The 12,489-nt window shown below is 49.8% G+C and carries 12 protein-coding genes and 1 tRNA gene; 7 read left to right on the forward strand and 6 right to left on the reverse strand.

Annotated elements, in window-relative coordinates; all coding sequences use genetic code 11:
* Positions 1-14 precede the first annotated feature (14 nt).
* The 4 genes from METH11B_RS0104720 to METH11B_RS0104735 are packed head-to-tail and all read right to left on the reverse strand — an operon-like array spanning position 15 to position 6,097.
* Complete coding sequence (locus tag METH11B_RS0104720) at positions 15-530, reverse strand: YfiR family protein (RefSeq protein WP_026601031.1); 516 nt, start codon at positions 528-530, stop codon at positions 15-17.
* On the reverse strand, positions 530-3,553 hold the full coding sequence (locus tag METH11B_RS0104725) for a TonB-dependent receptor (RefSeq protein ID WP_081733752.1): 3,024 nt from the start codon (positions 3,551-3,553) through the stop codon (positions 530-532). The genes METH11B_RS0104720 and METH11B_RS0104725 overlap by 1 nt, the downstream gene beginning before the upstream one ends.
* 53 nt (positions 3,554-3,606) lie before the next feature.
* Positions 3,607-5,628, reverse strand: coding sequence for a GGDEF/EAL domain-containing response regulator (locus tag METH11B_RS27615; RefSeq protein WP_026601033.1), 2,022 nt, complete (start codon positions 5,626-5,628; stop codon positions 3,607-3,609).
* A 46-nt stretch (positions 5,629-5,674) separates the two neighbouring features.
* Complete coding sequence (locus METH11B_RS0104735; protein ID WP_026601034.1) at positions 5,675-6,097, reverse strand: response regulator; 423 nt, start codon at positions 6,095-6,097, stop codon at positions 5,675-5,677.
* Positions 6,098-6,494: 397 nt separating this feature from the next.
* On the opposite strand from METH11B_RS0104735, the gene METH11B_RS0104740 reads away from it, so the two are divergent.
* The 7 genes from METH11B_RS0104740 to METH11B_RS0104770 all read left to right on the forward strand — a co-directional run bounded on the left by METH11B_RS0104740 (position 6,495) and on the right by METH11B_RS0104770 (position 11,258).
* Positions 6,495-6,582 (forward strand) — tRNA-Ser (locus tag METH11B_RS0104740).
* A 162-nt stretch (positions 6,583-6,744) separates the two neighbouring features.
* Complete coding sequence (locus tag METH11B_RS0104745) at positions 6,745-7,956, forward strand: tyrosine-type recombinase/integrase (RefSeq protein WP_026601035.1); 1,212 nt, start codon at positions 6,745-6,747, stop codon at positions 7,954-7,956.
* 110 nt (positions 7,957-8,066) lie between these two features.
* Positions 8,067-8,972 (forward strand): hypothetical protein, encoded by a 906-nt coding sequence (locus tag METH11B_RS0104750; protein WP_026601036.1) that lies wholly within the window; start codon positions 8,067-8,069, stop codon positions 8,970-8,972.
* 93 nt (positions 8,973-9,065) lie between these two features.
* Positions 9,066-9,296 (forward strand): helix-turn-helix transcriptional regulator, encoded by a 231-nt coding sequence (locus METH11B_RS0104755; RefSeq protein ID WP_026601037.1) that lies wholly within the window; start codon positions 9,066-9,068, stop codon positions 9,294-9,296.
* Positions 9,293-10,027: a Rha family transcriptional regulator gene (locus METH11B_RS27620; RefSeq protein ID WP_026601038.1), complete on the forward strand. Its 735-nt coding sequence runs from the start codon at positions 9,293-9,295 to the stop codon at positions 10,025-10,027. The genes METH11B_RS0104755 and METH11B_RS27620 overlap by 4 nt, the downstream gene beginning before the upstream one ends.
* A gap of 2 nt (positions 10,028-10,029) precedes the next feature.
* Entirely contained in the window at positions 10,030-10,383 is a 354-nt protein-coding gene (locus METH11B_RS0104765) for a hypothetical protein (RefSeq protein WP_026601039.1), read from the forward strand.
* 278 nt (positions 10,384-10,661) lie between these two features.
* Positions 10,662-11,258 carry a hypothetical protein gene (locus METH11B_RS0104770; RefSeq protein ID WP_026601040.1) on the forward strand — a complete coding sequence of 199 codons (597 nt, stop codon included), beginning with the start codon at positions 10,662-10,664 and terminating at the stop codon, positions 11,256-11,258.
* 450 nt (positions 11,259-11,708) lie between these two features.
* Here METH11B_RS0104770 and METH11B_RS30120 read toward each other — a convergent pair whose 3' ends face one another.
* The gene (locus METH11B_RS30120) at positions 11,709-11,867 is read right to left on the reverse strand and encodes a hypothetical protein (RefSeq protein ID WP_442919022.1); all 159 of its coding nucleotides are present in this window, start codon (positions 11,865-11,867) and stop codon (positions 11,709-11,711) included.
* A gap of 191 nt (positions 11,868-12,058) precedes the next feature.
* Complete coding sequence (locus METH11B_RS26190; RefSeq protein WP_026601041.1) at positions 12,059-12,241, reverse strand: type II toxin-antitoxin system ParD family antitoxin; 183 nt, start codon at positions 12,239-12,241, stop codon at positions 12,059-12,061.
* Between the last annotated feature and the right edge of the window lie 248 nt (positions 12,242-12,489).

The following is a 12,489-nucleotide window of genomic DNA, read 5'->3' on the forward strand; positions in this document are numbered from 1 at the left end:
GTTTCTGGAGTGAATTAACGGACGATACGGGCGATTTCCATCAACAAGGCGTTGACTTTTAATTGCGCGCGGCGCACGGCGTCGGGATTGATTTCCAGCTTGATTTGGCCGTTTTCGCTATAGAACCCGATACAGCCTCCCCGGCCGGCAAACCCCTCGGCATCGCTGACAGTCAATATCTGATTGCCGCGCACCTGCTGCATCAAGGCTTGCAACTCCGGTGCATCATGGTCGATATACAAAATCTGGCAAACCTGCGGGTCGTCTATACCCGACCAGATTTGCAATAAATGCCCCTTGGTATCGCGGCTGGCCAAGTCGCTCAGCAAGTTAACGATAGGTTCGGCACCAACGATGCAGACATGCAGCGTATCGTTCATCAGCGCCGGCCATTCCACGAACTTGGTGAAATTGAACACATAATTGGCCTTGGTTTTGGCGTTGAGCGCGTCGTCGTCGGCAGCGGCGGCGCCGAGACTGCTGAGCATCACCCACAAAAATAAACCCGCGCTCGCTAACTTACCCGGCATCAAAACTCCAGGCGGGCGGTTAATTTCACCGTCAAACTCGGTCCGGCCAGCACAGTAGACGGCGTACCTAAATTCGGCGAGGCAAAGTCGCTGTTAAATGCCGCATAATTTTTAAAATCGAATAAATTCAACACATCCAAACGCAGCTTCATCCGGGTGTCGTGCGGCGTATCGAAACTTTTTATCAGCGCAATGTCGACTTGTTTGTACCCCCACCACTGCCCCGGAAAAATAAAATCGCTACCGGGCGGCGTAAAGGTATCGAAGCGGCAAGCACCACTGGTACAGTTGACGCCGGAGCGGGTGTCGGGCGTCGCCAGCGTCAGTTTGGTGGAAAAAATCAAATCCCACGGCAAATCGACACTGGCGGTTGTCACCAATTTATGCTTTCTGACTCCGGCGGTATCCAGCCAGCCATTGGTGTGGGTATTGGGATGCTCAAACAAATAGCTGCTGTTATCGAAGAAAGACTGCGGTTTGTTTTCCTCGGAATCGGTAAAGGTGTAGGCAACAGTCATTCCCCAGCCGCTGTCTTTGCTGTACGGTTTTTCCGCTTTGACAAATACCGAGTTGGTTTTGGTCTGTACGCCGTTATCGAACAAGATCAATTGCCCAAAACCCGGTACAGCCTGAAAGGTACCGCCGAACCCGGACCCGGCTGCGTAAAAGCTGCCGTCGGCATTGCGACCGCCCAGCAAACCGACCAAACCGTTGTAACTGTGTACGTGCGACACGCTGACCTCGGTATGCCAGTCGCCGAAACGATTGCGCATGCCGATATTGAACTGGTCGGCATAGGGCGTGCGCAGATTGTTATGCATCAAATTGATTTCCCGGCTGCTGCCCGTACCTGCACCGGTCAGCGCGGACAATTGCGCCGGCGTATAGTTTAAATACTCGGGATTCCAGGCAATGCAATCAACACCCCCAACACAATCGTAATTGGGGTCGCCCTGAAAATTGACGCTAAAACTGGGATAACTGCCCTTGGTTCGTTCCAGTTGCAGCACGTCGTAAATATGGCGGTCGTAGGCCTTGGCGTAGCCGCCGAACAACACATGCCGTTGGTCTTCGAATAAGTCATATGCCAACCCTAATCTGGGCGCAATATTATTGCTGTCGGCCGCCCGATTAGCACCGTTGCTGAGGTAGTTTTCGATGTCGTAACCGGTATTGGCGTTGTGAATGTTTTGCCAGTTGCGGAGCGCGCTGCTGACATCGCCGGGTGTGACATGATTCAGATAACCGGGGTTGTATTCGTAGTCCCAGCGTACGCCCAGGTTTACGCTCAGATGTCGATTAGGGTTCCAATCGTCTTGCAGATACGCGCCAAATTGCGTCACGTCAGATTGGGCGGAACCGTCGCCGCCTCCGGCTAATGGCGTGGCCCAGCGCACTTGATACGGGTTGCCGGCAGGATTGTTTAAATTTAAGCCGAACTGCGGGTGGTAAGGGTCGCGCTCCACCGCGCCAAGTTCTATCTGTTTGACTTTAGCGCCCAGCTTTACGACATGAGTGCCATGCCAATCCAAACCGCTGAAGGTTAGATCGTCTTGAAAACCCGGCCCGCTCTGCCCCTTGTCCTGATAATTGGTTGCGCCGCCGCTATTCAGCACACTCCGGCTACTCAGATTATCCCCACTCAAGCTGCCGTCCAGGCGACGCAGCAGCAAACCCGCGCTTTGCGTGGCCGGCAATTGCTGCCAATTGGCATCTTCATAAGTAAACCGGGCTTCGTTGACCCAATGTTCGGCGCTATATTGATATTTAAAGTCCAGGCGTTTTTCACTGTTACCCTTTGTTAACGCATAAGACTCGGCGTTTTGACCGCCAATGCCCAGGGTTTCGGTTTCGTCACGCAACTTAAAAGACACTTCGATCAAGTTGCTATCGTTAAGCGCCCAATCCAACTTGCCGAAAAACAAATCCGCCCTGAACGGCCGGTTCACGCTGCCCAGTTGCGCCTGATACGGTTCGGTTAAGCGAGAACCGTCGCCAGCGCTGACATTGGCGTAATCGTCGTTGAGTTTACGTTCGTATGCCATGAAAAAATGCGCGACATCCTTGGCGATGGGACCGCTTAAGGTCACACCGAATTGCGCTTGCTCGGTGTCGCGCTTGCCGCCCGCCAGTTGTTCGCTGGGGGTAACGCTGCGCAGATCCTGATTGGTATGATCGTAAAATGTTTCGCCGTGAAAGGTATTGCCACCGGATTTGGTCTGCACCGAAATTGCCGCGCCGCCGACTTGATCGTACTCGGCTTTATAGTTCTGGCTGATAACCTTGTATTCGGCAACGGCCGATTCCGGAAACACATTGCCGCGACTGGAATCCTGCCCGGCTACGCCGCCCCTGACCACATAGTTTTTCTGGCTAACGCCATCGATAAACAAATTGACGCTATCCGGACGTTGCCCGCCGCTTTGCAAGCGGGTACTGCCATTCTCATCGTTTACCACATTCACGCCGGGCGCCAGGTCGGCATAATTTAGAAAATTGCGGTTTACCTGCGGCAAGCGCTGCATTTGCTCGGGCGTTAGATAGGTAGCCAACTCCGCGGAATTGCCCTCAGTCGTGTGTTCGGCAACGCTATTATCATCGCCTAACGCAACGTCTACCAAGGCCACCTGCCCCACTTGCAGCGTCAGCTCTTGACTGTTTTGCTGGCCGTCCAACCCTAACACCTTGAGCTGATAACGACCCGGTTTCAATGCCATCAGCACATAAGAACCGTCTGCTCGGGAAAAGGCCCGCGTGGAAAAACCCCGCTCCAGGCTGGTGACGATGATTTGCGCACCTGCCTGAGTGTCGGCCCCCCGCAGTGTGACTTGACCACGAATTGTCGCCGCACTGATGTCGGCCTGCACCGGATTACTCCAGCAGATTATCGTCAGCAGAACGCTGGCAGCGCTTGATAGCCGGCAGCCCCTAAAACTGACGAGGCTCTGCCAAGCTATCGTCTTGCGCAGAGGATTTTCATTAAAAAACGGCCGCACCCTAAAACTCCATAAAGGCTTTAGCATCAGACTTGCCTGGATCAGACTTATTCATGTCGTCACTCGGATGCAGGTTAGATTCAATCATGGCGGGGTGTCCCCAGCGGTTGAGGTACAGGCTTGCCTAGATAAAAACCTTGCGAGAAATCGATACCCAGCTCAACGACCTTGGCTTGGATCTCCGCACTCCCCACAAACTCGGCAACGGTGCGCATGCCCAAGCGTCGCGCAGCATCGACGATGACACGAGCAATCACTTCAGAATCGGGATTGTCGATAATATTCATAATGATGGAGCCGTCGATCTTTAAATAATCGATCTTTAACCGCAATAAATGCACGAAGTTGGAATAGCCACTGCCGAAATCATCTATGGCAAATTGACAACCATAGCCTTTCATACGATTAACAAACTCGCGCACGTCCTCGTAACTTTCGATACCTTCAGATTCGGTGATCTCCAACACAATGCGCGAACCGACGCCGGGCTGAGAGAGTTTCTCGGCAATAAAGCTCACAGTATTGGCATCGATAATATCCTCTACCGTTAGGTTGATACTCATCTCCTCCTCCGAGTCGGGCAAGGCTTGCACGACTTGTTCGATCATGGTGCGAGTCAAGGCGGTATATTGCCGGGTACGTTTTGCGACCCCGAGAAAGCTGGGCGGAATCACGTTGCCGTCTTCGTCTATCATCCGCATCAGGGCTTCGTATTTGACGACTTTGCCGCTGCGATTGTCGACGATAGGTTGATAAAAAGGCACGATACGGCCGTCGGCCAAGGCACTGCGAATCTTCTGGCTCCAATGGATGTTGTCCTTGTAGTGCGATTTGATCTGCATCTGATCGGTATATATCAAATAATCCCGACGTTCGATTCTGGCGCGCTCCAAGGCCAGGGCCGCATGCGTATAAGGATTGTCGGCACCTGAACAGATGCCGGCCGTCACGCGGATATTAATCTTGTCTTCACCGCAGTCGATCGCTTCCGATTCCAAATGCTTGATAATTCTGTCTATCAATTGCTCGAAACCACCCGGATCGCCACCGTTTTTTGAGAGCAACGCAAACAAATCGCCGCCGATGCGATAAGCCTGCGCATCGGCGCAGCTCATTTTTTGCAAACGCTCGCCAATTTCCAACAAGACTTTATCGCCGTTGCGCAAACCGTAAAAATCATTGATGGCTTTGAATTGATCGATATTGATCATACCCAGCATCGATTGCTCGGCATTTGCCAAATCCTGCATCAATTTCACTCGATTGGGCAAACCGGTTAACGCGTCCGTGGTCTGTTCCCGAATCAACTCTTCCTGTTTGATTAAATGAGTGACATTCACGCTGGTGGAGATAAACTCGCGAATCGCGCCGTCGGCGTCGAGGATGGGCACGATGGTGTTGTTGATGTAAATCACCTCGCCGCTTTTAGTCAGGTTGCTGTAGGTGCCGCGCCAGATTGCTCCGCCTAGAATCGTGTTCCATAATTCTCTATGCAGACCGGGAGCCGCGTCGGGATCTTTGAGAATCCGACTGGTTTTGCCAATCACTTCCTCGCGGGTGTAACCGTAGGTTTGCACAAAGGCATCGTTTACAAAGGTGATCACGCCATGCGGATCGGTCCGGAATACGATATTGGACACATCCGTGGCATGCCGGTATTCGTTCAGACGTTTGACCCGACCTTCCAGAGCGCGGCGTAAGCGGCTCAGTTCCAGATGCGTTTTGACCCTGGCCCTTACTTCATCGATGTCGAACGGCTTGGTAATAAAATCGGCGGCGCCCATCGAAAAACCGCGAATTTTTTCGATGGACGCTTCGACTATCGTCACAAAGAGGATGGGTATCCCCGCGGTTCTAGGATCGCTCTTAAGCCGCCTACAAACCTCATAGCCATCCATACCCGGCATTCTGACGTCCAGCAATACCAAATCAGGCGGCGTCGGGCCTTGCGCCAACTCCACCGCGCGCATGCCTTCTGTTGCCACCATAATGCCGTAATCATCCTTAAGTGCTTCGAGTAAACCGTGGATATTTTCGGGAAGATCATCTACCACCAAAATAGTCGGCCTGGGATTGAGCGATAGGGATTTGTCTTTGTTCATCGTCCAGGGAAATAGTTAGACTAGCGTTGCCAATTGACCCCAACGATTATAGTCTGCCATAGCGTTTCCGATAGGTGGCCAGCTCCAAATGCAGTCTAACCCGAGCCATAAGCAACTCGGGCACCACTGGCTTGAGTAAATAGTCGTCGGCGCCCAATGCCATACCCTTAATATCATCGCCGGCTTCGGCCGCGGCAGTGACAAAAATGACCGGGATTTCAGCCGTTGCCGAATCACCACGCAGAGCTTGCAACACCTGGTATCCGTCCATTTCCGGCATTTTTATATCCAGCAAAATCAAATTAGGCGCTGGCGCGCGCCGGGCTATCTCCAGGGCTTTTTCACCGGAAGTAGCCGCCATCACCGCATAATCTAGCCGCAAAATATTGAGCAAGGTATGCAGGTTTTCGTGAACATCATCGACGATCAGAATTTTTGGTTTTTCGTTTGAAATACAAATATCGTTCATATGGCTCCCCCACTCACCCCGATAGGCTATAGACAAAAAATAAGTTCACCCTCCAATAAAATCCAAAGCAAACCCGTGCGCAAACTTAGTTCATGATCCACTGAAGAGCAAAATTCAACCATTTATTCATCGCCGACAGAACATCATCAACCGTGCCCAAGTAGCCGCGGCTCAGACGCTAAAAATTGGATTGCCTTTTAGGGAAGTAACAACTGCGGAGAACTCAGGGGCCAAGTTAATAACCGAGAAAATACTCGCCTGAATTGCAAAATGACCGCGTATCCATTATCCTAGTCGGAATTGGGCAGTCGCTATCACGGCGACAAAAGCAGATTAAGCTCTGAAGCGATCAATTTCTGAAGCACTACATCCGCGGATTGGCCCAAAAAATCTATTAGGAGAGATGGCCGAGCGGTCGAAGGCGCACGCCTGGAAAGTGTGTATACGGCAACGTATCGAGGGTTCGAATCCCTCTTTCTCCGCCAATTAAGCATCCACCAAGATGCAAAGAAGACTTAAAACCCGCAAGTTATCTGGCTTAGCGGGTTTTTTATTGTCCAATGAGATACAACAAGGACTATTGACATACCGTCATTCAAGACGGTACAAATGACGGTATATCGCCAAGCTTGGAAGGAGATACCGTCATGCCGCTATCCGATACCGCCATAAAAAACTCTAAACCCACCGAGAAGCCTTACAAAATACCCGACGAAAGAGGTATGTACCTATTGGTCAATCCCAATGGTGGCAAATATTTCCGCTTGGATTACCGCTTTACAGGCAAGCGAAAAACGCTGGCTCTTGGTGTCTATCCAGACACAAGCCTAAAACAAGCCAGAGACAGACGAGATACCGCCAAAAAACAAATCGCTGACGGTATCGACCCCGGCATTACCCGCAAGATTGAAAAAGCCGGCAGTACCGAAAACACCCTGGCCGCCGTTGCTAAAGAATTTATGGAAGCCAACCGGAAGAAATGGAGCGCTAGCCACTTTGCTCACTTAGAGCAATGTTTCGAGCGTGATGTTTTTCCATGGCTTGGCAATAGGCCGCTTAAAGACCTATCCGCTGTTGAAGTATTGGCGACCTTACGCCGCATTGTGGATCGTGGCGCACTGGAAACCGCAGGCAGAACCAAGCAATTTATCGGTCAAGCCATCCGTTACGGTATCGCCACAGGCCGAGCTGAACGCGATGTAACCGCCGATTTACGCGGCGCGCTACCGTCGCCTAATCGCGGCCACTTTCCCGCCATTACAGAGCCAAAATCATTGGCCGAGCTGCTCAGGGATATTGACGCTTACACCGGGAATTTTGTCGTTAGAACCGCGCTACAGCTCCAACCGCTGATATTTGCCAGACCTGCAAACCTTGCCGCGGCAGAATGGGCGGAATTTGACTTGGACGCCGCAGAATGGCGCATTGCTGCCGATAAAATGAAAATGAAAGACGCGCATATCGTACCGCTCAGCACACAAGCCATTGCCTTATTACGTGATATTTATCCGCTTACCGGTTCAAGCCGTTATGTGTTCGCCAGCAACCAAGGCAAAAAAGGCAATGAACCCCATATTAGCCGAGAATCCATAGGCGCGGCAATTCGGCGCATGGGTTATCAAGGCCAACATACCGCCCACGGCTTCCGCACCACTGCCAGCACCCTGTTGCATGAACAAGGCTACCATTCCGACATGATCGAGCGCCAGCTTGCCCATGCCGAGCGCAACAGGGTAAAGGCGGCCTACAATCGCGCGCAACACTTACCCGAGCGCCGGAAGATGATGCAAAGCTGGGCGGATTACTTGGACGGCTTGAAGGCCGGCGCGCAGGTGATACAGTTCAGGAAAAACGGCTAGGCACTGATATAATCGAATTTAACCGGATAGCCCGACGGGGCAACAAGCGGGATTCGTCCCCCGTTTCCGGTTAATCCTTTCGGACGATTTGCGCTTTGACGAGGTGTTGATTGTCTATAAGTTCACTGATTGATATTGATTTGCCGGTTGAAGCGTTGGCTTTAGCGGACAAAATAAGAACTTTTCAGAAAGCTAGTCGATCAGGCAAATCAAATACGGAATGGTTCTATATTTGCGTAAATTGTCCAGCGTTCAATACTTGGAATAAGCGAGAATTTATTGGTGGCAAGCTTAGCGAAATTGAGTTTTCCGCATTTGTGGCACGTTCTTATGTAGCATTGTTCGAACTTAAAGGTGCTCCATATTGCGCACCAACCTCTATAAAAAAATCGTCAAGCTATGCGGCAAAGCTTCTCGATGTATTACCACATCAAACGCTGTATCCAGATGACGCAAAGAATCCCGATTTTTTAAAAGGACTCACTGCAATTTCACAATGGAACGCCGAAGAGATGCCGCCTTATGGAATTACGGCAAAGGGAAATCCTGTAGTTAGATGGCTAATTTATAAGCTTTCCGAAGAGTTTTGTTATTCGTTTGCAAAAAAACCGACAGTAGCGATTATTAGTGATTTGGTTAGATTAGGATGGCCGTCAATTGAAAATAGATCGGTAATGAACACTGCAACCGATAATCTATTTATTAAAGCATCCCAGCAAGCCGATATTAGGCGGCAAAATGACAATAGAGCTAAAACCTTAGCCCATCAAGAGAAAAACTCGGCAATTGTTGCTCACCAAGTTTTAACCGCATTTAGAGCTAATGAAATAACTCAGCCCGCTCATTCGCATTTAGATAAAAAACCAGTTGTAGCAAGTAGTGATGAATCTATATTGAGCGAACTTGAAAAGCTAGCTAAAGGGCTTTCTGACGCTTCTGACCGCCGAAGAATCATTTCATCAATAAATGCTATTAAGTACGAGCACGGCTATCAACAGGATGATGAAGGAAACTAAATAGACAAAAACATAGTTTCGTTTCCCTGTTCAACAAATCGCCAGCAACACCACATAACCTAACCTTGTTATTTACTGAACAAGGTTGGACAAATGAAACAACTCACTACAGCGCAGCTAGCCGTTGGCTATCTGAGGATCTGGCAAATCATCGGGGATCGTAAACGCGGCATTGAACCACTGTTACCGGTTGGCCGCTCAACTTTCCTGGCTGGCGTTAAATCCGGCAAATATCCCAAACCCGTCAAGCTAGGCGAGAGAACCACCGCCTGGAGGAAAGCCGATATTCTGGCCTTGCTGGACAGTGTGGACGGTGCAGCATGAAAGCATTAGCCAAATCAGCCGCAGATAACCAAGCAGCCCACAGCTCAATCCAACTAATTATTCACGGCGGCAGCAATCAAGTCAGTGTCGATAGCCGCGAGATTGCAAACGAGTTTGGCCGGCGGCATGACAACGTACTGCAAACGCTAGATAGTTTGCTGTTAGATGGCACGCTATCGCTCCTTGAATGCAAGGAACGAACCTATCAAAAATTAGGCCGGCAATATCGCTGTTTTGAACTCAACGAAGCAGGATTCTTAAAAGCTATGCCGTTCATCGGCGGGCGTAAATCCCGGGAAGGTCAAAAGCGGTTGGTTGATGAATTCTTGCGAGTACGTCGCCAACTTGACCGGCAAGCGAAAGAGCGTGAAACCCTGGCTTATCAGGTGGCGCGATTGTCCGGCAAAGATAGCAGGGGAATTTTGACCGATGCCATTCAACAGTTTGCCGACTATGCGCGGGGCCAAGGCAGCCAGAACGCCGACCGCTATTTCTCAATCATCACGAACGCCGTTTATAAAGCCCTGGTCATCATCGAACCGCAGGCGACCGAAATCAGAGCGTTATTGACAGCGGTACAGCTTAAAACCCTGGAACTGGCCGAACTGACAGCAGCCCAAGCCTTGACCGAGGGCATGGAAAGCCAACAGCCTTACAAAGACATTTACCAAGCCGCGAAAGCGGCCCTGGATGGTGTTGTAGGCGCTAGGGTTAAGATTCTAGGCGGTTAGGCATGGCGGCAAAGCTGAAGAAAAAGGCTTATATCGCCCAAGATGTCGATATGATCCGTTCTGCCGCTTATCAGGATTTAAGCGGCAATGCGGTGAAATTGTTGATCCTGATGCAAACCCATTGGCGAATGTACGAACCTATCGCCTACAGCATTTCCGAAGCACAAAAGCGCATAGGCTGTTGCCGGGGTAAGGCGCACGAAGCCTTTAGAGAACTGGAAAGCCACGGCTTTATCAAACTGATGCTGGAAGGCCATTTCAGCAAGCAATTAGCGCGAAAATGGCGGCTGACTTTCCGCGAGTTTAACGACCACAAGTCTACCGATGAGTGGCGGAACTGGCAGCCACAAAATTGATTTGCTTGTTCATCATATGAACGCTTCATGCCGTATGCTGAACAAGTCATGCCGTATAGTGAACAGGTGTTCATAATATGAACGCAAAACACCAACAATCAATGACTTAGCTTGTCTAAAAATAGCCTTGGGTGTTCACTATGCGGGATGTACCTATTATTTACCATATGCCATCGTTTAAAAATGCAGGAAACCAGCAGCAATAAAGGCAGCGGCAGGCGGGCGGCCCGACATTGGCGCATGGTTAGGCGATGACAAATCAGACTAGAGGAACCCAAATGGCAACCAAAAAGAAATCGGCTAATAAAGCTGCATCTTCGCCGGCGGTAGACAAAGACACTGCAAAAGCTTTGGCGAAGGTTGCTTTACGCCCCAGCGCAAATGCCGCCGCCGTGGTTACGGAATACACCAAGATGTTTGGCGACCACGACATCAATGACTTGGTGGATGAATTGGTCGATAGCATCGAGAAAGTGAACGCCGGCGATATGAAACGCTGCGAAGGAATGCTGATGGGGCAGGCCCAGGCGCTACAATCCGTTTTCGTGAATCTATCGCGGCGCGCAATCAATCAGGAATATCTGAAAAACTATGAAGCGTTTATGCGGATGGCATTAAAAGCGCAAAGCCAATGCCGGCAAACGCTGGAGACACTAAGCAATATCAAAAACCCGCCGGTTGTCTATGCGAAACAGGCCAATATCTCGAACGGCCCGCAGCAGATTAACAACGGTGTACCGGCTCAGACTCCGCACGCGGAAGAAATCAAGAATCAATCAAACGAACTATTGGAGGTGATCGATGGCGAACGGTTGGACAGCGGAACGGCGCAAGAAACAATCGGAAGCAATACGGCACTGGCGACCATGGGATAAAGCCACCGGCCCCAGGACAGCGGAAGGCAAAGCCACATCGTCTATGAATGCTTACACTGGAGCGGCGCAATTTCAGGCTGTACTGAAACGAGCCAGAGCCTACTTAAGGGATCAACGGGAAGGCTTGAAGCGAATTAGATGAAAAAATCCGGGGCAACATTGATCATGTGACGGTATTTTTGACGGTATATTTATAATTTCAATTCTTACAGGCCTTGATAGTTATGGCATACAGAGGATTGTTCGATTGACTCTTTCTTTAACTTATTGAGAAACATGAAGTTTTTCAATTTTAAAGCCCCAAATAACGGTGTGTATCAAAAAACACTGTCACAAAAGGGGCTTTTTTTATGGGCAAAATTCCTTACCTGTTCAGACGGAAAAACGTCTTTTATTTCCGTTTAGTCATCCCAACCGAGCATCAAAGTTCGCTTCTTTTATATTAATCGATTAGATGGGTTTCGCTATCCATGTGCGAATGAAGAACACGGACAATTTCAATCTGATTGGGTTCTTTTTGACGATAAACACAAGGTGTTTGCCGACAGGAAGCTTGTGATGGCCGGGGAGAATCTCGCTACAGTCTCGCCCAATGAGCGGATTTGTCATCAAATCGTGAAAGCTTTGATCGAGCAAAGTTAAATAACGGTTTCGCTGTTCAATGCCCCATGTTTACTGAGTATAACGACCAATGTTCTTTAAATCAGCTTTGGCGGCGTTGGTAAGTAGAAATCCCGGCATCAGTGGTGACTTTCACTGTCGAGTTCTTCGAGTAAACCTTTCAATGAATAATCAGCCGCTCAGCTTTCTTCACCTTGCTTAAGCGCAAGACGTAAGGCTGATAGCTTTGCTTCTCTCTCTTCCAGCAGGCGTAAGCCTGCCCGGATTGCTTCACTAGCAGAACCATAGCGACCGTTGCTAATTTGTTGAGCAATGAACTGCTCGAAGTGCGTGCCAAGTGTAACGCTTGTGTTTTTTTGCATGGCAAACCTTTGTTGATCTGATCGGATATTTATACCACTTAATATTATTTATTGGTATATATCAGCGGTGCGAGAACCACAAAAAATGCAGCATCAAAAAATGATGCAAAAGCTTTTTTGCACTGTTACAAACACAAAAACTAACTTTCGGGGTTATGTCAGAATTCGAGCTCGCTGAGCACCAAGAAGCGATTCACTTGCTTTGCAACTTGCTGCAAATGTTGCACTGGCTTTCAATGAACTGAAAT

It is taken from the genome of Methylomonas sp. 11b, assembly GCF_000515215.1.
Taxonomy (GTDB): domain Bacteria; phylum Pseudomonadota; class Gammaproteobacteria; order Methylococcales; family Methylomonadaceae; genus Methylomonas.